Origin of the sequence: Wolbachia endosymbiont of Chrysomya megacephala, from assembly GCF_008245065.1 — a bacterium.
Taxonomy (GTDB): Bacteria; Pseudomonadota; Alphaproteobacteria; order Rickettsiales; family Anaplasmataceae; genus Wolbachia.
Map to the genome: position 1 here is coordinate 960,903 of NZ_CP021120.1, position 24,090 is coordinate 984,992.

Annotated in this window: 20 protein-coding genes; 14 read left to right on the top strand and 6 right to left on the bottom strand. The window is 35.3% G+C overall.

Translation table 11 applies throughout. The annotated features are described in order from the left end of the window. Positions 1-3 precede the first annotated feature (3 nt). Genes CAI20_RS04655 through CAI20_RS04665 form a run of 3 tightly spaced genes read right to left on the bottom strand, consistent with a single transcriptional unit; the run spans position 4 to position 3,408 of the window. Positions 4-924: a tyrosine-type recombinase/integrase gene (locus tag CAI20_RS04655; protein WP_010401376.1), complete on the bottom strand. Its 921-nt coding sequence runs from the start codon at positions 922-924 to the stop codon at positions 4-6. A 2-nt stretch (positions 925-926) separates the two neighbouring features. Then, positions 927-2,306, bottom strand: coding sequence for a dihydrolipoyl dehydrogenase (lpdA, locus tag CAI20_RS04660; RefSeq protein WP_007302754.1), 1,380 nt, complete (start codon positions 2,304-2,306; stop codon positions 927-929). Further along, positions 2,299-3,408, bottom strand: coding sequence for an outer membrane protein assembly factor BamB family protein (locus CAI20_RS04665; protein ID WP_007302753.1), 1,110 nt, complete (start codon positions 3,406-3,408; stop codon positions 2,299-2,301). The genes lpdA and CAI20_RS04665 overlap by 8 nt, the downstream gene beginning before the upstream one ends. Before the next feature lie 315 nt (positions 3,409-3,723). Here CAI20_RS04665 and CAI20_RS04670 point away from each other — a divergent pair, with 315 nt between their 5' ends. Continuing rightward, complete coding sequence (locus CAI20_RS04670; protein ID WP_007302752.1) at positions 3,724-5,016, top strand: cbb3-type cytochrome c oxidase subunit I; 1,293 nt, start codon at positions 3,724-3,726, stop codon at positions 5,014-5,016. 117 nt (positions 5,017-5,133) lie between these two features. Here CAI20_RS04670 and CAI20_RS04675 read toward each other — a convergent pair whose 3' ends face one another. Further along, positions 5,134-5,637, bottom strand: coding sequence for a hypothetical protein (locus CAI20_RS04675; protein WP_246111571.1), 504 nt, complete (start codon positions 5,635-5,637; stop codon positions 5,134-5,136). Positions 5,638-5,794: 157 nt separating this feature from the next. On the opposite strand from CAI20_RS04675, the gene CAI20_RS04680 reads away from it, so the two are divergent. The 9 genes from CAI20_RS04680 to CAI20_RS04725 all read left to right on the top strand — a co-directional run bounded on the left by CAI20_RS04680 (position 5,795) and on the right by CAI20_RS04725 (position 17,679). Then, positions 5,795-8,368, top strand: coding sequence for a valine--tRNA ligase (locus tag CAI20_RS04680; protein WP_149168881.1), 2,574 nt, complete (start codon positions 5,795-5,797; stop codon positions 8,366-8,368). A gap of 41 nt (positions 8,369-8,409) precedes the next feature. Continuing rightward, positions 8,410-10,494, top strand: coding sequence for a coiled-coil domain-containing protein (locus CAI20_RS04685; protein ID WP_149168882.1), 2,085 nt, complete (start codon positions 8,410-8,412; stop codon positions 10,492-10,494). Positions 10,495-10,631: 137 nt separating this feature from the next. Next, positions 10,632-11,798 carry a hypothetical protein gene (locus CAI20_RS04690; RefSeq protein ID WP_149168883.1) on the top strand — a complete coding sequence of 389 codons (1,167 nt, stop codon included), beginning with the start codon at positions 10,632-10,634 and terminating at the stop codon, positions 11,796-11,798. A 43-nt stretch (positions 11,799-11,841) separates the two neighbouring features. Next, complete coding sequence (pyrF, locus tag CAI20_RS04695; RefSeq protein WP_127463566.1) at positions 11,842-12,522, top strand: orotidine-5'-phosphate decarboxylase; 681 nt, start codon at positions 11,842-11,844, stop codon at positions 12,520-12,522. Positions 12,523-13,298: 776 nt separating this feature from the next. Next, positions 13,299-14,462, top strand: a complete 1,164-nt coding sequence (locus CAI20_RS04700; RefSeq protein ID WP_149168884.1) for a phage major capsid protein — start codon at positions 13,299-13,301, stop codon at positions 14,460-14,462. 72 nt (positions 14,463-14,534) lie between these two features. After that, a complete protein-coding gene (locus tag CAI20_RS04705) occupies positions 14,535-14,732 on the top strand; it encodes a hypothetical protein (protein ID WP_149168885.1) in 198 nt (65 codons plus the stop codon). A gap of 438 nt (positions 14,733-15,170) precedes the next feature. Next, the gene (gene dapB / locus CAI20_RS04710) at positions 15,171-15,959 is read left to right on the top strand and encodes a 4-hydroxy-tetrahydrodipicolinate reductase (RefSeq protein WP_149168886.1); all 789 of its coding nucleotides are present in this window, start codon (positions 15,171-15,173) and stop codon (positions 15,957-15,959) included. Continuing rightward, positions 15,956-16,714, top strand: coding sequence for a phosphate ABC transporter ATP-binding protein PstB (pstB, locus tag CAI20_RS04715; protein WP_012481738.1), 759 nt, complete (start codon positions 15,956-15,958; stop codon positions 16,712-16,714). The genes dapB and pstB overlap by 4 nt, the downstream gene beginning before the upstream one ends. A gap of 68 nt (positions 16,715-16,782) precedes the next feature. Beyond that, positions 16,783-17,679 carry an ankyrin repeat domain-containing protein gene (locus tag CAI20_RS04725; protein WP_019236312.1) on the top strand — a complete coding sequence of 299 codons (897 nt, stop codon included), beginning with the start codon at positions 16,783-16,785 and terminating at the stop codon, positions 17,677-17,679. A 150-nt stretch (positions 17,680-17,829) separates the two neighbouring features. Here the strand turns inward: CAI20_RS04725 and dxr are convergent, their stop codons facing one another. Both dxr and CAI20_RS04740 read right to left on the bottom strand, forming a co-directional pair. Continuing rightward, entirely contained in the window at positions 17,830-19,005 is a 1,176-nt protein-coding gene (gene dxr, locus CAI20_RS04735) for a 1-deoxy-D-xylulose-5-phosphate reductoisomerase (RefSeq protein WP_149168887.1), read from the bottom strand. A 27-nt stretch (positions 19,006-19,032) separates the two neighbouring features. After that, positions 19,033-19,527 (bottom strand): hypothetical protein, encoded by a 495-nt coding sequence (locus CAI20_RS04740; protein WP_010406678.1) that lies wholly within the window; start codon positions 19,525-19,527, stop codon positions 19,033-19,035. Positions 19,528-19,632: 105 nt separating this feature from the next. On the opposite strand from CAI20_RS04740, the gene CAI20_RS04745 reads away from it, so the two are divergent. The 4 genes from CAI20_RS04745 (at position 19,633) to CAI20_RS06690 (ending at position 24,048) form a co-directional block, all read left to right on the top strand. Continuing rightward, complete coding sequence (locus CAI20_RS04745; protein WP_246111572.1) at positions 19,633-19,869, top strand: hypothetical protein; 237 nt, start codon at positions 19,633-19,635, stop codon at positions 19,867-19,869. A gap of 435 nt (positions 19,870-20,304) precedes the next feature. Further along, positions 20,305-21,852: a group II intron reverse transcriptase/maturase gene (ltrA, locus tag CAI20_RS04755; RefSeq protein WP_019236826.1), complete on the top strand. Its 1,548-nt coding sequence runs from the start codon at positions 20,305-20,307 to the stop codon at positions 21,850-21,852. After that, entirely contained in the window at positions 21,849-21,980 is a 132-nt protein-coding gene (locus tag CAI20_RS06785) for a hypothetical protein (RefSeq protein WP_256365558.1), read from the top strand. The genes ltrA and CAI20_RS06785 overlap by 4 nt, the downstream gene beginning before the upstream one ends. Before the next feature lie 166 nt (positions 21,981-22,146). Then, on the top strand, positions 22,147-24,048 hold the full coding sequence (locus CAI20_RS06690; protein WP_246111573.1) for a hypothetical protein: 1,902 nt from the start codon (positions 22,147-22,149) through the stop codon (positions 24,046-24,048). Positions 24,049-24,090: the final 42 nt, after the last annotated feature.

The following is a 24,090-nucleotide window of genomic DNA, read 5'->3' on the forward strand; positions in this document are numbered from 1 at the left end:
AAGTTAAGATTTCGATTTTTTATTCAAACTCTTCTGAAAGTTTTTATACATATTGAAGACATCTTGATAATTTAGGTGAGTGTAAACTTGAGTAGTTTCAAGGCTTGAGTGGCCAAGCAGCTGTTGTATTGATCTTATGTCAATATCTTCCTGAAGCAAATGAGTAGCAAAACTATGGCGAAATGCATGTGGAGATAAAATTTCTGGTAAGTTTAAAAATCTTCTTATTTTTTGCAAACGATTAGCAACATAAGTTCTTCCCAATTTTTTTCCTCTTACCCCGACAAAAAGATGTCCCGCTTCGTCAAAGTGGGGACAAGCTTTTATATATTTTTGTATACACTTTTTTACTACTGGAAGAATAAATACCTGCCTTTGTTTATCTCCCTTACCTGTTACTATTAAACTTTCATTGCTAATATCACTAACCTTAAGATTCAGTGCTTCAGTGATTCTTAAGCCCGTACCATATAGCAGAACGACAATTGCAATTTCTCTTTTTACCACCCAAGGCTCGCCTAGATCAGGCAATTTCATTTCTTTCAATAGAGTTTCTATGTTAGATATTGAAAGTGCTTTAGGTAGAGTTCTTCTCTGAATTGGCCTTGATAAAGAAAATACCGCTTCATTATTTATTTCATAATTGTTTTTTATATATTTGAAAAAATTTCTGATTACTGACAATGCGCGAGTGTTAGATCTCGCATTTACACCTCTTGCATAACGAGAGGTAAACCAACTTCTCAGTTCAGGTATGCTTAATTTTTCTAAAGAGCCAACATTTACTTCTTCACCAATGTGAGTATTTAGGAAACTTATAAGATCCTTGAGGTCCCTCATGTATGACTCCAAAGTGTTTGGTGAGTAAGACCTGTTGTACTTTAGCCAATCATACCATTTTTCAATGATTGAACCGAGGTCCACAGTTACTTTTTAAAGAAAGCATCGATGCACGCATCCCTAAAGGCTTCATTTATATCAGGATGAGAGTGACAAATTCTGTATATATCCTCTGCTGCTGCACCATATGCCATTGCAACCGCTGCTTCATTGATTAGCGTATCAGCGTATGCTCCTATGATATGTACACCGAGTATTGTATCTGCTTTGCTACAAGTCAGAACTTTCACGAATCCCTCAGCATCGTCAGTGACTTTTGCTCTACCGTTTGCAGCAAATTGACATTTACCAACTTTATACTTTCGACCAGCACTTTTTAGTTCTTCTTCAGTTTTACCGATTGAAGAAACTGCAGGGTGGGTGTAAATGACTGACGGTATGATTTCATAATCAACGTGAGGCAATTGCCTTGCTAGTATCTCTGCAACTGCCACCCCTTCTTCCTCAGCTTTGTGAGCAAGCATTGCTCCACCAATCACATCACCAATAGCAAATATTCCTTTTACGTTGGTTTCATAACTATTGTTGACTTTAATAAAGCCACGACTGTCTTTTTCTATTTTTTCAAGACCCTCAGAGCATGGTTTGCGCCCTGCTGCCACCAATACCTTATCCGCCTCTATAGTATTTGTTTGATTATCTTTTACAGAGCAAACTTTCACACTCAAAGAGTTACTACTTTGTTTTATTCCCTCAACTTTAGTGCTAAGTAAAAATTTTATTCCTTGTTTTTGTAGACTAGAAAGTAGAGACTTACTTAATTCTCCATCAATTGCTGCAGCGATTCTGTCAAAAAATTCTACTACAGTGACTTCAGACCCCAGCCTCCTCCATACAGAAGACATTTCAAGCCCTATTGCCCCGGCTCCGATTACGACAAGTTTTTTTGGTACTTCAGTTAAAGACAATGCACCAGTTGATGAAATAATACTTTTCTCATCGATATTAATTCCTGGCAAAGAAATAACGTCAGAACCGGTTGCAATTACTATATTTTTTGTCTTCAGTACCTTACCTTCAACTGAAACTTCAAGATTGCCTTGATCAAAAGAAGTAATTTTTCCAAGTCCATTGATCTTAGTAATTTTGTAAAGGTTAAACAGATATTCTATGCCTTTTCCAAGCTCCTGAACTCTAGCGTCTTTATAGCCTATCATTTCTCTCAAATCGAGACTTACATCCTTAACTTTTATGCCAAGTTTTGATAGATTATTTTTCGCGCTAGCATACTGATAAGAGGAATGGAGTAATGCTTTTGATGGTATACACCCAACTCGCAAACACGTGCCACCAAAAATGCTATTTTTGTCTATACAAGCAACTTTGAGTCCAAGTTTTGCAGCAGCAATAGCGCATTTGTAACCACCTGGACCACCACCTATAATAATCAAATCATAATCAGTCATAAAAAACAAACCTATTTTCTAAAGAATAAACACCATTTCCTTCAGTCGTTATATACATCTTACCATGGGTAAATACTGGAGCATGAAACACATTACCGGGTATTTTAATTACCCTTCCTGTACTTTCAGATCCAGGAAAAGCAAATATTGAACCTTTATTACTTGTTACCCAAAGCGTATGGGCATACATAATTGGAACAAACAATTGCACATTCTCTATAAAATCAGATGTCCAAACTGTTTTTCCACTTTGTATGTCGATGCCAATTACCTTATTATCTTTAGTCACCATGAAAATTCTTCCGCCTTCTTTTTGTTTCTCTGCAGGAATAAGAGGGCTATAATATGACTCAATGTTTGATATACTTTTTACTTGTAGTGGCCTTGACCATAAAATATTTCCTGAGTTTACGTCAATGCTATAAATATAAGAGTTGCTCGTAGCTATTAAGATATTATCGTGTACTCTAGGTGTAGTAGTTACATCTGTAAGCTGTGTATCCAAAAGGTTTGTAGCCAATTTTTGGCTCCACAATTTTTTACCGTCTTCATTAAAAGCTATCAATTCACCATTTGAAAATGGTGCTATTATTTTATCATTGGAGATTGCTGGTGAGATGGAATACAAACCTCGAACCTCATTTATACCATTTTGATAATTCCAAATGGAACTGCCATCTTTTATACTAAATGCATGCAGATAGTTATCAATAGTCAACACTACCAACTTATTGTTTATTACTACTGTTTTCCCTCTTACCGGAGCTCTTAATTCTTTTTCCCATTGAATCTCTCCTGTTTTCGCATCTATTGTGTGTAGAATGTTATCCACTATGAAGAAAACGTTTTCTTTGTAGCTCGATAAACTCATATTACCAATTTTTTTCCTACTTGAGAGGTATAATTTCCAATTTATAACTCTTGGGTTATCGATATCAAAGGAATATAAGGTACCGTGCTTGTCTGGTAAAATAACGCTATTTTCTGTAAGTATTGGAGCTACATATCCTTGAGATAATTTTTTATCTACTAAACTTATTCGTTCGCTTGCCATTGTATAGTTACTATACAATAACATTATCATGACAATTATTATTTTCATTATTTAGTGAAAACAAGATTCATTAATATACATACTAGAAACGTAAATCACAACGAAAATGTTCTTAATTGTGGATCAAAAGCATTAACGTAATGTCATACCATTATGTAAAGATTCTCTTACTGTAATAACTTTTATCAAGTATGGACTAAAAGAAATATCTATAGCTCAAACTAATGCTGTCAGTAATACTACTCCAATATGAAACAGGCAGCATTTTCAGGATGAAAGATATTGTTGTGATGTCATTCATTTGAACTACTCATATCAATTTGAAAAATGTATACTATCTTATGCTATAGTACCTAAAAATAAATGCTCAACATACAAAATAACGCTTCACTTTGCAGGCAATGGATATTCTTGGCAGTACTTGCTCTTGCTTGTTCTGGACTGCTGTCAATAATTGTTATTTTTCTACGATTGCCTTTTATTTCTTCTCTCATTCCTTCTGCACAATATATCTTTGATAATGCACTGGTGATACACGTAAATTTGTCAATTTTGGTATGGATGTGCTCTATAATATCTCTGCTCTTCATCATAAACTTAAAAAACACCAATCATTGGTTTAACTTCTCATGGATTCTCTCAATCCTTTCCATGCTGCTAATGTTTATATCTGCATTTGTTCCAAATACTGAAGTTATCAAAAGTAACTATATACCTGTATTACAAAACAAATTATTTTTACTTGGACTCAGTCTTTTCATTACCAGCATATTGATAAATACAGCTCTAGCCTACATATCAAATAAACAAGACTCATATCTTTCAATCGGACAAATTGGCCTGGTCATTATACTTGTGTCATCATTTCTTTGTGTTGTTTTAGCACATAAAAATATGCCTCCAGGTCTATATCACTCAGACAAGAATTTATTTTATGAATATCTCTTTTGGGGAGGCGGACATTTACTGCAGTTTGCCTTTGCTCAAGCAATGTTTTTAGTTTATTTGATCATACTGAATGCTCGCTATATTAGTCTAAATAAAATTACCATTTTACCACTATTTATAAACACAGTTTTGACCGTAGGTGCGCCGTTTATATACTTTATTTATTCGGCGGATAGTGCTGAATTGATACAGTTTTTTACCTGGCATATGAGAATTGCTGGAGCAGTTCTGCCGTGCTTTTTAACAATATTAGTGTATTGCAACATAAAAACTCTGCTCAATGATAAGGGCAATTATCTTCTTCACTCGTTTGTATTGTTCATTTATGGAGGTGTGCTTGGAGTGCTAACTATTGAAGGAAATGTCACTATTCCTGCGCATTATCATGGTTCTGTAGTTGGTATTACTATAGCTTTTATGAATTTTGTCTACTGGCTGTTACCAAAATTGGGCTGTAAAGAAATAAAAAGCTCCATAGTAAGATTACAGATTTATGCATATAGCTTGGGACATTTTCTCCACATTACTGGACTTGTTTGGCTTGGTGGATATGGTGCCTTAAGAAAAGTTGCAGATCTGCCAAGTATTTCATCAATGTTGGCACGTGCTTGTTTTATTACGGGTGGAGCTATATCAGTTATTGGTGGAATGTTATTCGTAATAATTGTGATTTTACATCTTCTTAAAGGCAAGGCTCGTACCAACTAACCCACAGAAACAAAACTAAAAATTTTAGTGTAAAATTACTATATTTACTTTGTACTATGGCTCAAACAACCTGCTTCAAATTTGGAAAGGCAGTGAAATGAAAAAAACTATATCAAGCTACACTGAATTCTTATTTGCTACTCCTTGTGGTTCTTGTGTTCCATTTACTTGAGAGCTAGGTTTCATTATTAAATCACCAGCTAAGAATGCAGATACTGTTGCTATAACAACGATTAACCACATGTCCAATTTATTTGTATGTTCAAGTGTAATATACACTACTAACCCAACAGCAAGACCAGTACTAGCAGTAGCGATATATGTTGCTTTTTCTTTTAGTTGTTTATTTGCTTCATTTTTGGTTTCTAATATTTTCTTTTCTTGCTGTAACTGCTGGATTTGAGTATTTATTTTTTGTTTCAGTTCATTCGACATTTCACTTTTGAGTTCATTTCTTATTTTATCTTTCAATGCAGTTATTGCCTCTTCTGGGCTTTTTTTATCTTTTAATTCCAGCACATCTTCAAGCAATTCTACTAAGTCTACTTTTGCTGGGTGAGGCACATAGTATGGATTACTTAGAATATCTATAAGCTCTTTTAAGTTATGAAAGTTAAGCATAATAAACCTCAATACTAAAAATTTATTATGTAATACATTAAAAATTATAAGATCAAGAAAAATTTGTATCATAACAAGGCTAAATTAAATGGCAGACATTAAAATTGCTGTATTTGCTCAATTGTGATAACTTAAAGCTTAAAACTGAGAAATATTTATGTTAGAAGAAAAGTATAGCTTTAGGGAAATTGAAGACAAATACAACATATTATGGGAAGGGAGTAAAGTTTATAAATGGAATGGTGAAAAGGATAATACTTTCACTATAGATACGCCTCCACCAACGATATCTGGAAAGTTGCATATTGGTCATATATTTAGCTATTGCCATACGGACTTTATTGCAAGGTTTCAACGTATGCTGGGGAAAGATGTATTTTATCCAATTGGGTTTGATGATAATGGGCTTCCCACTGAAAGGTTAGTTGAGCAGACCTATAAAACCCGTGCAAAAGAAGTTGGCAGAGAAGAATTTATAGAGATGTGCCATGAAGTTATTGAGAAGTCAAAGCAGGAATTCAAGGAATTGTTTAAATCAGTCGGTATTAGTTATGACTGGAATTTAGAGTATCACACAATTAGTAAAGAAGCTGTGGCACTTTCTCAAATGTCATTCATCGATCTATATAATAAAGAGTATGCATACAAAAAAATGCAACCTATTCTTTGGGACCCAGTCGATAAAACTGCAATTGCACAAGCAGAAATAGAGGATAAAGTCTTTGAGTCATTTTTGAACACGATAGTTTTTTCCACTGAAGAAAATGAGCAGATTAAGATTGCAACTACACGGCCTGAGTTGCTTCCAGCATGTGTTGCAGTTTTTTGCCATCCAGAAGATGCACGCTACACTCAGCTGATTGGAAAAATAGCCGTAGTGCCAATAACAGGAGCAAAAGTTCCAATAATAGCTGATGATAAAGTTAAAATAGATAAAGGTACTGGGCTTGTTATGTGCTGTACGTTTGGTGATGAGCTCGACATATATTGGCAGCAAAAGCATGGTCTGCCGATGAAAATTATTATCGATCAGGATGGTAGGATAAGTCTAGATTCAGTGTATGGTAATAATAGATCCCAGTGTCAAGGCACTGGGATGACAAAGGGGAGTGACATTCCAGTGCTTGACACTGGAATCCAGACATTAGAGGAGACACACGCTCCAGCGCGTGACGCTGGAATCTACGATGAAGTAAATGGCCTAAGAGTTAAAGAAGCAAGAAAGAGAATTATTGAAATCCTAACTGAAAAGGGCCTTTTAATAGAAAGCACTAGCATTTCTCATTCTGTTAAATGTGCTGAAAGATCTGGTGCGCCGCTTGAAATATTACCTACTTATCAATGGTTTGTCAAGACTTTAGAGCAAAAAACTCAAGTATTAGATAAAGTGAGTAAATGTAATTGGCATCCAGAATCTATGCGTAAACGTATAGAGGTGTGGATAGAAGGGCTAAGTTGGGATTGGTGCATCTCAAGACAGCGTTATTTTGGTGTACCATTTCCAGTTTGGTATTCAAAACGTAAGGGAGAAGAAGGCAAAATCATTCTAGCTGAAGTAAAGGATTTACCTGTAGATCCACTCAAAGATTTGCCGAAAGGGTATATTAAAGAAGAAGTTACTTCAGATCAAGATGTGATGGATACTTGGGCAACAAGTGCGATCACTCCTCAATTAAGTGCACTGGCAGTAAACAGTGAGCTCGGTTTACCAAGCCATCGGTATGATAAGATATTTCCTGCAGATCTGCGCAGCCAAAGCCATGAGATAATAAGAACTTGGGCTTTTTATACGATTTTGAAGGCACATTATCATGCAGATTCACTGCCGTGGAAAAATATCATGATTAGTGGTTGGTGTTTGGCTGACGATAAAAAAAAGATGAGTAAATCAAAAGGTAATATCATCACTCCTCATGTAATGCTTGAAACCTATGGAGCTGACGTAGTACGCTATTGGGCAGCAAACTCAAGACTTGGAGTTGACACAGTCTACTCTGAAAATATCTTCAAAATTGGCAAACGACTTGTTACGAAACTTTGGAATGCTAGCAAATTTGTTTCCATGTTTATGGAAAAACATCAAGCATTGAGCATAAATTCCATCAGTGAGACGATGGATAAGTGGATATTGTCCAAATTATATAAAGTGATAGAAAAAACGACGAACAACCTATTACAGTTTGAATACTGCGAAGCTTTGAGCGCAATAGAAGAATTTTTTTGGAAAGATTTTTGTGATAATTACTTAGAGTTAGTTAAAAAACGTGCATATGGAGATGCATTGGACAGCGAGGCAAACATGAGTGCGAAACAGAGTTTGGCATATGTACTAAATATTATTTTGCGGTTATTTGCACCATTTTTGCCATATATTACAGAGGAAATATATCATCAGTTGTATAGTTATAACTCTGTTCACAATAAAAGTAATTGGCCTAACAAGGAAGAACTTATCTATGATAAGTATTCTGAAGAAATGGGAGATAATTTCGTGCAGATATTAAACCTTGTGAGAAAAATAAAAGCAGATAATAACGTATCAGTTAAGCATCTTATACAAAAGTTGATGATAAAAGCGAGTGTAAAAGAGGATGAGTTAAATTATTCTGCTCAGCATGATTTGCAGTCAGTTTGCAATGCTGAAGTGATAGAATGGGTTGAGAGTACAGAAGCAGAGCTTATAACTGAGAATGGAAAATTTACTGTAAGTTTATTGATTGATGTAACTTAGCATTCGTATTACTATACTAATTATTTAGTTGTGAGGTAATAATGTTTGGTAATTCATATGATAATAAAATTGAAGAACAAAAAGATGATTATCATGACTTCATTCAAAGGTTTTTGTTTTTGCTCGGTAAGATAAAAGAAAAGAATAAATCAATTCATACTGCTGTAGCTAGTTTTCACATATTATCTTTTTTAATAAAATACAATGCCAATTTTAATGAAGATGAAGTGTATAAAGCCGTTATCCAAGATTTCAATAATGTAAAGGAGGCGAGACTAGAGCTTCAAGATAAGGCTAAAAAAGTATTGAATGGGTATATTGAAAGTGGTGTTGAAACAGTGTCAATATATGGTAGTTGTGCAGAAGTTAAATTGGGATCTAATAAAAACGAATTCAAAGTCAGTGAGTTTTTGAATAGTAATTTCTGTCAAGATAATGGAATTACAGGGTTTTCAACTCTGCATAGCAATGGAAAAAATGGAATGCACGGTTTTGTTTCTGAAGAAGGAATAAGGCACTATGTTGTAACTGATGGTGCATACGAAATGACTCTGAATTGGTGTGATGAGGACGGAAAAAAGTGCACTATTATAATTAATATTGATGCTAATGGTATAGAACTTATCGAGCGTAATCGTGTTACTGATGATCAATTGAAAGCAAATAAAGATGTAAAAATAGGTAACTTATTCTTGTATCAAATAAAATTTAGAAATAAGGAGAAAGGCAATCATAAATCATCTGAGATTGTGATAGAAAATGGTAATAGAAATATTAACATTAAAACAACTCAAGAAATTGAGCGTGGCAGCAAAGAAGCTCAAATAGGCAGTACTAAAATGCAAGACAAAAGTACACAAGTTGTAGATGAAAGCTTAAACGAAAGAATTAATAAATTGGAAAAAGAAAATACAAGATTGACTGAAGATAAAGAAACTATGTCAGAACAATTGCAGCAGAAAGTGAGAGAGATAGAGGAATTAAATGGAAAGGTAAGGGAAAAAGATGAAGTTTTGGCTGAAGTAACACAAAAATTCGGGCAGCTAAGTGATTCGGTAGAGAGTGAATTTGTAGAGAAGGAAAAGTTAGAGGAGAAGTTAAGGAAAGCGCAAAAAGAGATACAAAAGTTAAGTAAAGAAAAAGCTGAATTAGTGCAAGAAAAGCAAGATTTAGAAGAATTTGCTGAAGGTCTAGATGTTAAAGTACAAAGACTAAAGGATCAAATAAGGCAATTAGAGTACAGTGTGGCTGTAGCAGTGAATGAAAATAAAAGATTAAAACAAAAATTGAATGATACTCAAAAAGAGTTGGATGGTAAGTATGGTGAAATCCAGAGATTAGCAAATCAATCACATGAATTAGAATCTAAAAAAGTAACAGAATTGATGACATGTTTAGCAGCGAAAGAGAAAAAAATAGCAGAGTTAGAAGCGCAGTTGCAAAAAGAAAGGTCTAAAGCTTCTGATCTAGGACTTAAATCATGGGATTTAGAAGAAGAAAAAAGACGATTAGAAGAAAAGTTAAATGAAAAAACTCAAGAAGCGATTGAACTAACTGCAGATTTAGAAGAACTAAGTAAGCAATCGGAAGAGAAAGAAACTAAATATTTCAGTAGGATTAAAGAGTTAGAAAAAATTCTTAATAAAGAAAGAAAAAACAGTGAAGAGTTAGAAAATTATAGTATCAATCTGGAGGAAGAAAGTCAAATTCAACATGAAAAGTACAAAGAGTTACTATTTGAGAAGCATTCTATAAAAGAAGAAATTTCAGATTTGAATGATCAATCTTCATTAGTTCATCAGAATCGTGTGAGCTTAGCACAAGATTTGGCAAAAAACATGATATATTTGTTCAAAGAGAATGTAAGAGAAGGAGATAAAGTGATTATATCGCAGGAAACTGTATTAGAGATTTTGAATAGATTGGAGGAATTAATCAAGAATGTTGGAGTCAGTGATCAAGAAATAAAAGGAGTAATTGAAGAAATATCTGTACAAACTAACGATAGCCTTGCTCCTTCAGATATAAGTAATGGAGACTTATCAGCACTACCAAATAAAGAGCTGGTTGAAGCTTCATATTCAGAAGATTTTGGATATTCTAGTAGATGTTCTACTCCCGTCTGATGCCACCTTGTATTTTGAGTTTAGTTAGCATATCAACTAAAGTTTATCACTGGTACAATTGTGATAAGTGTTCTCCTCTACGGGTAAGATAATTTTAATCAATATATACAAGACTGCTGAAGTTTTGTATATGGGTGATGAGCAATTTACTTAATAAATATAATACATTTTATTTTATAGCTAGTTCTCTGGCTACTCTTACATTACTTACATCTTTAGCGCTTATTAATGTACCTAGTTCTTTAATTCTCGCTTTAGCTGTATTATCTGTTTTGGCTTTTATGATTTCGTATAAAATAATTATTGACACTAGGAAAGTGGGAAAGGAATTTGCTCACAAAGAGCTTGAGTTGACTCAAGAAAAGCACAATTTATACGAGGAAGGAAGAAAATTTGGTCAAAAAATAGAAGCTGAGAGGAAATCTTTTCTTAAAGAAAAAAAATCTTTGGAGGAGAAATTAGAAGCAAAAATGATCCATATAATTGGAATAACAGACGAATTAGAAAAAGTAACGAAGGAGAAAGATGAGCTTGCTGCACAAGAAAAAGAACTACTCCATAAAATCTCATATTTGTGTAAACAGTTACAGGAAAAAGAAGCTACTCTAACTGAGAGGGAAAAACACATAATGGAATTGAAAAGAAAAATAGACAATAATAAACATGAAGAATTGAATAAGGAAATAGAAAAATTATTCAAAGAAAACGAGGAGTTATCTAAGGAAATAGATAAATTACGTAAAGAGAAACATATGCTATATACACAAAAAGAAGAATTATATAAAAGGCAAGAAGAACTTTGTGTGGCATTAGATGAATTACATTATAAATTTAAAGAAATTGATCAGAAAAATAAAAACTTATCTCAAGAGTTAAAAAGGAAATTTGAAGAGCTAGATAAAGCAGATGGTTTAATTAAAAATCAATCTTTTGAGTTAGACAAAATAAGACAAGATTGTAATAACAAAGTGAAAAATTTAAGAAATTCACTTTTAGAGCGAGACAGTCAAATAAAACAACTTCAATATGTGATAGAAAAGGTAGAAGAATCAATAAGAGAAAATAGAGCAATTAAAGATTATAGCACAAAAATAATATTAGGGGAGACTCAGAAAATAAAATTTATATTAGGGGAACTTGCACAATTCACTCCAGTTAACGGTTCCAAAACATCGGAGGAAACGTCTGATTCTTTACAGGAAGATCTTGGATATGCCAGTCGTTCACCCACTCCGACCAGATTATCGGGTTCAGTGTCTGTACAAAGCATTGCAAGTGGACCAATCCCTGAATATGGATTGTAAAATGCAACAATTACTCTTATTATAAAAAAAATTATACAAGATAATGAACCCAATAATATGCGCACTGGATACACAAGATTTGAATAAAGCTATATCTTTAGCTAATGCTCTGCGCGATAAGGTTGGCATGGTAAAGCTTGGGTTAGAATTTTTTGCTGCACATGGCCCTTCTGGAGTGAGAGAAGTTGCAAAATGCAATATACCAATTTTTTTAGATCTGAAATTGCATGATATTCCAAACACTGTCGCTAGAACGATTGAAGCAATCAAGATTCTAGATGTTGAAATGCTAACATTGCATATCAATGGTGGAACAAAAATGCTTCAAGAAGCGCTAAGTATAGTGCAAGGCACTAAAATAAAGCTAATTGGAGTAACAGTATTAACTAGCATGAGTAATAAAGATCTAAGTGAGCTTGGAGTGGCAAGAGAAACAAAATCACAGGTAATTTTGCTGGCAAAGCTTGCAAAAAAGATTGGTCTACATGGAATAGTTTGCTCTGCACTAGAGGCTCAAGAAGTGCGTCAAGAATGTGGTAAAGACTTTAAAATTATTACTCCAGGAATCCGTATGAATCGAGGTCATGATGATCAAAAAAGGACAGCAACACCAAAAGAAGCAATAAATTCAGGAGCTGATTATATCGTAATTGGCAGACCCATTACAGAGAGTAGCAATCCCGCAAGTAGTGCAGAATTAATATTGAAATCTTTTATTGATTGAAGCAGGGCAGATAAGGTAGCATAGGGTAAAAGCAACAAACGGTATGTATCCGTTCAGCAGGGTGGCAAAACAAGGTAGACGAGAAAAGATAACTAAATGGGTCAGTGCTTGACCATTTTTCTTTTTTTTCTGGATTCCAGCTTCACGCACTGGAATGACAGGGCTGTGAGTGTCATCGAAGTAGCCGATACAGGCCTTTTTCTTCTGTCATCCCAGTGCCCTGAAACTGGGATCCAGTTAAATTTACAGGTATAAAAGTAATCAACGTTTCTGGTGATGATAGAAAAATGGATCCCAGCTTTATACGGCTACGTACTTTATTTGCACATTCTCCTGAATAGATACTCAGTGAAAAAAAGTGCTTGACACAAAAAAATGGATGCTGTATAGTACTGACAATTAAGTATAATGCTTAGCGTGGTGTAATACCACACTGCTTTTTTTACTTCAACAAGTAATCATTATCATTTTTCTCTCGTTACCAAGCAGCTTACGTTCATTTGTATCTACCATGAAGCCAATGCTAGAATCCAGAAAAAAGACCGGTGAATGGCAGGCACTAGCATTATACGTATACAGTTGTATGAACGTTGTTTACCATGAGGGCGCCTCCCAGCACTGGGATCCATATTGTAAACAAGCGTTTGAGTTATACTAAGCTGCCATTCACCGGTCTTTTTTCTGAATGCAGGTTGCATGACAACGCTGAGATTACTGATAAAGATTACCTTCAAATTACAATAACTATTCTAATTTTATTTTTAAAGGAGGCTATTATGTCACTTACTGATATCGCTCACCGTGTTAATGAACTCGCTTCATCATGGGAGCAATTTAAATTAATAAATGATCGCAAACTAAAAGAAATCGAAAGCAAAGGTCCTGAGCAGCTATGCAAGATAAATAGTAATATTGATAATTGTAAAGAGCGCTTAGATTTTATTGAAACTTCAGCTCAACGCCCAGAGATTAGCACAGATTTTAATACAGGTGATAAATATTTTTCTGATTATATTCGCAAAGGAATGGAAAACAGGTTATCACACAAAACCCTAAGTGGAGATGACAATGATATTGGAGGGTATTTAGTTACTCCTCATATTGTAAAACGCATAAACAAGCGTATAGCTGATTCATCTCCAATGCGGCAGATATGTTCTAGTCAAAGAATCTCTACTGAAACATTAGATTATATTATAGAGGATTGTGACCGTGCTGGTGCAGGTTGGAGTGGCGAAACAGTAGAAGATGAAGATGGTGGATATAAATCTAAGTATGATTTTTCACAAGACACAAGTACACCTAAAATTCAAAAGATTTCCATCACAACTTATGAGCTCTATGCTCAGCCGCAAATATCACAAAAATTGCTCGATGATGCATTTGTCAATGTTGAAAATTGGCTTGTAGAAAAGGTTACCGAAACTTTCAGTAAGAAGGAGAATGAAGCCTTTATTAAAGGTGATGGCACTTTTCAGCCTAAAGGAATTTTAACTTACGAAAATGGAAATGGTCATAACAAGATAGAGCAAATTAAAGCTGATAAGCTAGACAGCGACGCCATAATGATATTGTACTACTCTCTAAATGAACATTACTCTAAAAATGCATCATTTTTGATGAACAGGAGTACGTTAAAGGACGTGAGGCTACTAAAATCTGAAACAGGTCAGTATCTTTGGCAGCCAAGTTTATCGCTTGAAACACCAGATACTTTGATGGGAATACCAGTATATCAATCTGCTGATATGCCACCTACAATGATTGCAGTAGCGGATTTCAAACAAGCTTATAAGATCGTAGATAACAGAGGAATGAGAATACTTAGAGACCCTTATACAAACAAACCTTATGTTAGATTTTTTGTCACTAAGCGTGTTGGCGGGGAGGTTGTCAACACCAGTGCTATTAAATTGTTGAAAATTGCGAGCAAGTACTAAAATTTTTATTAAATAATTGATATACTATACTTTTTATATAATAATATAAATTATTAATTTAAGGAGTAAAATATGTTTAAAAAAATAAAAAACTTTTTTAAGTGGATTGCTGATCACATAGGAATTTCATGGATTGCAAGAAAAATTTCATCAGGCTGTAAGCGGCTGTTTGGTGGTAAAAAAAGTGAAACAAGTGTTGCGAAACAAAGCATATCACAGCAAGGACAATCTTCAGGTAAAACTACTATTGAAGAAAAAAACAAGAGTTAATAAATGCTTTTACTGCATCTCTTTCTAAGTTTAGAGAAGATTTATCTGATCTTACTCTGAGGAAGTAACTACTGAATCAGAGAAGTTTTATGATGCAGAAGAGGAATTAGATGGTGATTTTCATGATGCACCAGGGGACTTTTGTAATCAACTTCGCTCAATAACTGGAGAACCAGAAGCACAAATATCTAATCCGAGCAAAGTAGGAAACGGTTATTATTAAAACAAACCCTTCACAAAAGAGCACCAAAGTTGGTGCTCTTTTTTTCTTTATAAGTTTTCTCCATAGGAGAAAATTGACTAATTACAATTTTTCGTATCAATTTTCAATAGATTTATCGATGTATAGCTATAGTTTTATCAGTGTAAGGCTAAATATGCTAAGCTTATAAAGATGACAAAGCTTCAAAAAAAGCCTAACATAGTGAAAAAAGCTTTATGAAAATCAAAGTTGGAGTAATAGGCTGCTTAGGCAGAATGGGTAAGAAAATACTCAATGAATTAATTACGAATACCAAAGTGGAAATAGCAGGTGCTGTTGCTCGCTTGGGCAGTGAGTATATAGGCTTAGATATTGGGCCTATTGTAGGCAATAATTGCAATTTAGGAATCAAAGTTACAAGTTCTATTAGTGAGGTATTTGAATCGTCCGATGTTGTAATAGATTTTACAACTAAAGAATGTATGCTAGACTGCCTTAAGGCGGCCGTGAAATTTAAAAAACCGCTAGTTAGTGGCACAACTGGAATAGAAGGTCTAAATTTAAAAGAATATGCTGCTAAAGTTCCAATATTATGGTCAGCAAATATGAGTATAGGAGTTAATGTGTTGCTGAAATTGGTCAAAGAAGCTGCCAAGCTTTTAGGTAATGAGTATGACGTTGAAATTTGGGAAATGCATCACAATTTAAAAAAGGATTCACCATCTGGAACAGCTATAGAGTTTGGTAAAGCAGTTGCTAACGCTGCAAAAGTGGATTTTGAGCTCAATCAATATTCACATAATAATTCAAATATAAGAGGGAAAGGAGGAATAGGCTTTGCAGTATCTCGTGGAGGTGGAGTAATAGGAGATCACAGTGTCATGTTTGTCAATTCCGATGAACGAGTAGAATTAAATCACAAGGCAATTGATCGTACAACGTTTGCTAGAGGGGCGGTTCAGGCAGCAATATGGTTGTGCGAGAATAAAACTCCAGGACTTTATTCAATGCAGGATTTAGTATGAACGATAAATACGCTTTCGTTAAAAATTTAAATCTTTGGTATGGCTCTAAACAAGTTTTATTCGATATAAATTTGAATATTTGCAAAAAGAAAGTCACAACTTTTATCGGACCTTCTGGGTGCGGTAAATCGACATTTTTACGTTGTTTCAATCGTATGAATGATTACGTACCTGGATGTAAAGCGACCGGTGAGCTGGTAATCGATGGGCTGGGTAATATATATTCACGTGATATGGATGTTGTATTGCTCAGAGCAAAAGTTGGTATGGTATTTCAAAAACCCAATCCTTTTCCAAAGTCAATATATGATAATGTTGCTTATGGGCCTAAATTGCATGGCATGGTAAAAAATAAGCAAAAATTAGATGAAATAGTAGAAAGTAGTTTAACTAAGGTTGGTTTATGGGAAGAGTTGAAAGATAGATTGCAAGATAGTGCACTAAATTTATCTGGTGGCCAGCAACAAAGATTATGCATTGCTCGTGCAATTGCAGTAAAGCCAACTATTTTATTAATGGATGAACCATGCTCTGCTCTTGATCCAATGGCAACCAATGCAATCGAAAATCTTATACAAGAATTGAAATTGAGGTTCACCATAATTATGGTAACTCATTCGATGAAGCAAGCTAAAAAATTATCTGACAGCATAGTTTTCTTTTGCAATGGCAAGATTGTTGAATTCGGAAGTACTCAAGAAATCTTTGAAAATGCTCAGTCTCCTTTAACGAAGGAGTATATTCTGGATCATTAGCTTAATAATTGATATTTTAATTTTTTCTATGTATAATTTTATCAAGTTTATTGTGATAGGGGGTTAAAATGTTTAGTACAAGTGAAGCAACAAAAAAGTTGTTTAAAGCTATTGAATTTCAAAATGCTAGTGGTGAAAGAATAACACCTGAGGAAGCTTGGAATCATTTTCAACAAGCATTGAAAGAAGGAGCGAATGTTAACGCTTTTGAGGATGGGATGACACCTTTGATGTGCATTATTTCAGCTTTTGTTACTAGTAATAACGAGGAACATCAATATTTAGAGCTTATGGCTAAGTTGCTTGTACAGCATAAAAAAATTGATGTAAATATTAAAAGCAAGCAAGCTGTTATGGAGAGAAGACCAAAGGAACATGATGGTTATCCAGTTTACGAATTTGAGGAGAGAGAAGTAGTAGATAGGAGTCCATATCTTCGCTGCATATACCTTGACAATTCACAACCTGTTAATGAAGGATTTATACCTCAAAATTATGCTCGTGCAGAGGAGGAAATTAAGACCGGCAAGAAGGAAAAAAATACAGCTCTACACATTGCTTGCAAGTTGGGAAATGTAAACATGATAGAAATATTACTTACACATCCAAATATCAAACCTAATATTAAAAACTATGAAAACAAAAGTCCAAGAAATTGTATTGCAGGACATGTCAAGAAAGCAATAGAACCAGAATTCCTAAAGATAGAAGCAGTCGCTCAAAAAAGGAAACAAACTAATTATGCTTGTGCTTTTTTGTTATCTGGAGTATTTGCTGTTGGTCTATGTTTCGTAGTTGACAACCCAGTTCCACTTGCTGCAACTTCGTTGCTTTTTTTTGCAATAGGATGTGGTTTTCTGTATAGAGCAAATACAGTTATTAATGATGTAAGCTTCTCTCAAGTTATTGTGAACGAACGTGCTAGTGATTTATCTGTTCAGGTAAGGTGTCATTCCAGCACTTGATGCTGGTTTTCATTTAATCTCATTGAATTTAGCATAAGCTCAGTTTACTTGTAAATTTTTCTGGATCCCAGTGTCAGCTACTAGGATGACAGGAGTATGAAATGGGGCTACTTGACCATTTAGTTGTCTTTTCTCGTCTACCTTATTTTATCACTCTACTGAACAGATACCTTTACTTTTTATGATTTCATTGGCAAGAATACGGCTTTCAAAATCGACACTTATTATGTCGGATAGTGAGTTAATATCAGAGTACTTGTCAAAGTTTTCTATTGTTGATTTTACTACCTCTACTACTTCTAAAAAGCCGATTCGTGACTTCAAAAATTCGTTAACAGCTATCTCATTTGCAGCGTTCAAAACAATACTATTTGTATGTGGAGAAGAAGAATTTAACACTTCCATACTGAGCTTTAGTGCAGGAAAACGTTTATGATCTGGTTCTTGAAAAGTCAATTTTTTTTGTTTTGTTAAATCTAATTTATGATTTAAAGTTGATCTTTCTGGCCAAGACAAAGCATATGCAATGGGAATTTCCATATCAGTTTCTGCAAGCACAGCAAAGCTGAATCCATCGTGATAAACGACAATTCCATGTACTATCGATTCAGGGTGCACTACTGCTTCAATTCTATTTGGACTGATATTGAACAAATGATGTGCTTCTATTATTTCTAGTGCTTTATTCATCATTGTTGCACTATCAACTGAGATTTTCTTTCCCATTTTCCAAGTAGGGTGACTTAGTGCCTGATTTACTGTAATATTTTTTAATTGTTCAAGGCTATAATTTAAAAATGGTCCACCAGAGGCAGTGAGTATAATCTTTTCTACACATTTATCATCATTTTGCAAAACTTGAAAAATTGCGTTGTGTTCAGAGTCGATGGGAATTATTTGTACGCTCCTTTCTTTAGCTTTTTCAAGCAGTAACTTGCCACCACAAACAATGCTTTCTTTATTTGCTAGGGCAATAACTTTAGTACCACTTTCTATAACCTTTATAACTGGCTCAAGGCCTGCGATGCCAACTATTGCAATAACTGAGAGATCAACAGGTAGAGAAGCAACATTTGCTAGACCTGGAGCACCAACTTCTACTTTGACGTTTGTACCAAGTAGATCTTCTTTTAAATCTTTGTAGAACCTTTTATCAGAAATGGCAGCATATTTTGCATTAAGCAGTTTTGCTTGGTGTGCTAGTAGAGCAAAGTTAGAATTGGCACTTAGTGCTTCCACCTGATATTCTTCCTTTCTCTTTGAGAGCAAATCTACAGTCTTTTTTCCAATGCTTCCTGTTGATCCTAAAACTGAAACTTTTTTCACTAATTACAATAAAATCTTCTTAGTTATTTAGTAACCAAGCTCATGATCATCACCAACAGATGGTGAAGGACCAGGTGAAAAAGATTGGCCATGATGATCACCTGCATCATGCATATCATGCAAACCATCAGCACTTTGAGCTATTTCATTGTTAGAGTGGGGATAATCATCCGGATGATGCCCCTCATCACCGTAGTCCATACCCATTCCTTCTGATGGCATATCTTCTCCACCACCACCTGAAAAATATTCAGCAAGACTCTCAAGAAATTTTATGCCAAACATATTACCTGATTTCCCAAATAACGTTACTAGACTGCTACCACTGACCAAACCTTCAAACACATTATTATAAGCAGCAATTGCTCCTTCATGAAAGTTGAACATCCACTTCATTCCATCCACAATTGTTGCAACAGAGTCGCTATGACCAAGACCGAAACCACTTTTCTCACTAGCGGCTTCCTGGTGTTGCTGCTGTGCCTGCCATTCTGCAATATTTGGACCTTGTGCTTCACTCATAAACTTTTATTCTAAGCCTTAAGCTATTATTTTACCAAAAACACTGTAAAATATCAATTGTTTAAGAGAGGTTATCATAAAAATAGCTTACACTAAGCTATTTTTATGATTCTGATTACTCTATACCAAAACATCGATGATGTGGTGCGACCTGAAAGTCTTCGGTCATATTGTTTAAAAGGAGAGGAATTCATTCAGAAAGAAACTGAAAGGATTCTAAAACTTATTAAACCAGATGTTTTGCCGTCTGAGTCTACGCATCAGTGCGAATCGGGCAACCGGTTGGTGCCAAGCGATGCGGACAATGAACCTCCTCTTGAAAAAGAAGATGCTCAATCGTGAGAGGGGCATAAACTGCAAGCATCATGTGGTTGGAGGGCTAGGCTAGTGGTATGGTGAACGTAAGTGAAGCTTTATAAGTACCGATACGATGAAAGAGCTAAAGATGCTGATAAGCTCTGACCAAAAGGTAATGTGGATAAGTTACATTTTTCATTTCTAGATGTACGCAAATAATAACTCCACCGGTATAGAGAAGCCACCTAACCCACTGTTGTATGACTGGAGAAACAGGGTAAGCCTGTATTTTCGCCTACATGGCAAGCAAACCGCAAGGAATGCTGATGGAAGTGCAGGTAAAGGAGAATGGAGAAAGCGAATGCCATTTTGTAACGAAATGGATAGAATTTGTAACATTAATTCGCGTGAAAACGAGCAGACTTCCATTTGGTCCCTCGTGACAAGAAACTTTGTTAACCACTTAAGGTAGGAAAGCAGATGATTACAAGTAAACCTGTAAGTGCATCTACCGAAAGCTTTGAAGCATGGAAGCAATTGCCATGGAAGAAATGCCAGAAAGTTATTGTGAGGCTACAAAGACGTATTGTTAAGGCTGTCCAAGAAGGAAGATGGGGTAAGGTAAAAGCTTTACAACATCTTCTCACACGCTCTTTTAGCGGAAAAGCTTTGGCTGTTAAGAGAGTAACTGAAAACCAAGGAAAAACCACAGCAGGTGTAGATCGTCAACTATGGTCAACTTGCAATGCTAAATTTCAAGGAATAAAGCTGTTAAAACAAAGAGGATATAAACCTTCTCCGCTCAAACGAATTTATATCAGTAAATCTAATGGCAAAAGAAGGCCTCTCGGTATACCCACGATAAAAGATAGAGCGATGCAAGCATTATATCTGTTTGCTCTGGAACCGATAGCTGAAACGATCAGTGATCGTCACTCCTATGGCTTTAGACCTAAAAGATCCTGCGCGGATGCTATTGCTGCTTGTCACTTATTACTGGCAAGACGCAATCGACCACAATGGATACTAGAAGGTGATATCAAAGGGTGCTTTGACAACATTAACCATGAATGGCTTATGAAGCATATTCCTATGGAAAAGAAAATTCTTCATAGATGGTTAAAAGCTGGTTTCCTAGAATCGAAAACTCTGTATCCCACAACTGCTGGCACTCCGCAAGGAAGTATAATTTCTCCAATACTAGCTAACTTTACCTTAGATGGTCTTGAACAGTTATTAGAAAGTCGCTTTGGTAAATTAGGTAGCAAAAGAAGAGGAAAAATCAGAAGTGGAGTGAATGTAATCAGGTACGCAGACGACTTTATTATTTCAGGTTTCACACATGAAGTACTGGAAAAGGAAGTTAAGCCTTTAGTATCATCTTTTCTTCATGAGCGAGGTTTAATTCTGTCAGAAGAGAAGACAAAGATTACATCTATTACAACAGGGTTTGACTTTCTTGGTTGTAATGTACGTAGATATAATAAGAAGTTAATTATTAAACCTTCGAAAGAAAGTATTAAAAGACTTCTTAATAAAGCACGTACATTGATAAAAGCAAATATAGCGAACACTCAGGCTATAGTAATTAAGTCACTCAACTCTCTACTGAGAGGATGGGGAAATTACTATCACCATGTGTGTGCTAAAAAAGCGTTTAGAAAGATCGACAATGAAATTTGGCATAGTTTATGGAAATGGGCAAAGAAAAGACATCCTCGTAAAGGATTACGTTGGATAAAGAATCGTTACTTCAAAGTAATGGGTCAACGCCAATGGGTTTTTGCTGCACCCATATGCAAGAACAAACCAAAAGAGATACGGTATTTAAGACTGCTTAAGCTGATTGATATACCTATCAGACGACATGTTAAAATCAGAGCGGATGCAAATCCCCTTGACTTAAAATGGAAAAAGTATTTTGATGAGAGAGTGAAACGAACAAGAATGTTAGCAAGCTCCTTTTCAAGAGAAGGTTCTCTACTGTTGGTGTCACCATTAAGAATGATGTTTCCTGAGGAATCATGAAGGACAAGCCGGTTCTAGAAAAGAAGAACTTAGATAAGGGGCTCAAGCGTAGTGTGGGGAAACCTGCATGCTGCGTTTCTAAGGGAGGGGGTAGTAGTAATACTGCTTCCTTACCTGACCTGTGGTAACAAAGTGATGACTTGAGGTTTAAGATAGCTTCTATTTCTTCTTAGAAGACTGCTCCTCTCTCTTTCCTTTTTATTTTATTATCTTAATACTAACTTACTCATAAATTATTGACAAGTACTAATAATTTAATTATTATTAATATAATATTAATAATAAGGAAGAAAAATGCTTACTAATAATAATAACACACCATCATCAGCTCCGCCACCACCCCCACCTCCACCACCTGCAGATTGGAGAGAAAATTGGAAGCCAGCGAAAAATAACGATAAAAATGAAAACACTCTTGGTAGTACTCCATCAAAAACCAGCAATAGCACTCAATTAAAAAGAGGTCTATCTGAGGTTTCTAATCCAAATCTTTTTGCAGAGTTGAAAAATAATTCAAAATTCAAGGAAGCAAATAATGCGAATGGCGAAACTGCAGATAAAGGAAGCAAGAATAGTACTCATGTTAAGAATCCAGAAATAGCGCTCAGTCATAAAGAAGAAGATAATGCGAGTGACAAAACTAAAAATGATAGAAGCAATACTAAACAGGGTGTGCCGAAAAAACCTATGACTGAACAACATAATGGTGTACACTATGATAGTGAAAATCAAAAGTCATCTGTAGCAGAACAAAAAAAGGCAACTGGCTTAAAATATTCAATTGCTATTTTGTTATTGTGTACATCCGGTCCTGTAGCTGGAGTATACACGTATTTCATCATTTCAGCGGTATTAAGTAGTGCTGCAGTGCCAGTGTCTTCTGCAGTTATTGCTTTTGTTTCTGCATCGGTTATGTTGAGCTTAGCTGCATATCTTATCAATTCACACCTTTCTGCAATAAACAGCGAGAAAGGAGTTGATCCTGGTAGAAAACAATCACAAGATTTACAGAAAGCAAAAGGACTTGAACACAGCAATACTCATACATCATCACCTCCAGTAGCGCTTAGAACATCCAGTGTACCGACACCACCTACTCTAAAGAATAATACTATTAATAAATCCATACCCTCAGGAGGTGGCAAGCAACAAGAAAGTGGAGATTTGATGGCTGATTTGGCCAAAAAGCTCAAAAGCCGAAGGAAAGCAACTGATGAAGAGGACGACGTACAACAGCGAAAATATAGTGATTTACAGAAAGCAAAAGAACTTGAACATAGCAATACTCCTACACCATCATTTCCAGTAATGTCTGGAATACCCATTGTACCACTACTACCTCCTCCATTTGGTGCACCACCACCTCCTCCTCCATCTTTAGGGAATAATTTCCCTTCTGGGCCTGCAACGGATGCTGGTATGTTTGCAGAGATGAAGAGTAAGACACTAAAGAAAACTGATTCTTTTGCAGGTAAACCTGGGAGTCATAACGAAACTGATGCTTTGTTTGCAGAAATAAAAAAAGGAAAAAACCTCATGAGCAAGGAAGAGCGTGACAAGATTGAGAAGAAGAGGTTAAAAGAACAGGAAGCAAAGAAGTCAAGCAATAAAGGAGGTGGGCAACAAGAAAAAAAAGAAGATAATATAGCTGATTTGAATAAAGTACTTCAGAAACGAAGGGCAGGCCTTCATGGAAAGCAAGGGAGCAACGTACAACAGCCAAGTAACCTGGACGAGGCATTCAGTAAAATGTCAGCTATGATCTCACCACCACGGAGTCGTAGTAGTAGTGTATCGAGTAGCAGTAGTGAAGAGTCTGAACAAGATTGGAGCGATAATGAAAGTACATATTCAACACCTCTAAACCCTCAACGAGACAATAAAAAAAGAAGGGATAGTTCTGACAGTGGTCATGAATCTGATGATAATGAAAAATCTAAACCTACATCTCCGTTACATTCTGTGCCAAAAGCAGGTAAGCCACTGGTACCGCCTAAGACTGCTGGTTTACAAACGAAATCTGAAGCTTCTCCTGGAGCACAAGCAAATAATGTTGACCCAGTGAATAATGAGGTGCAAAAACCATCTTCTTTGGTTAGTCAAAAGATTAAATTTTTTGGTGAAAAAGCACACGCATGTCAACTTAAAAGTGTCATAGATCGAGGTAAGAGCAGTAGTGCACCCTTCTTAAAATAAGTTTACCTACAGGTCTGATTGTACTAAGATTACTTAGTACAA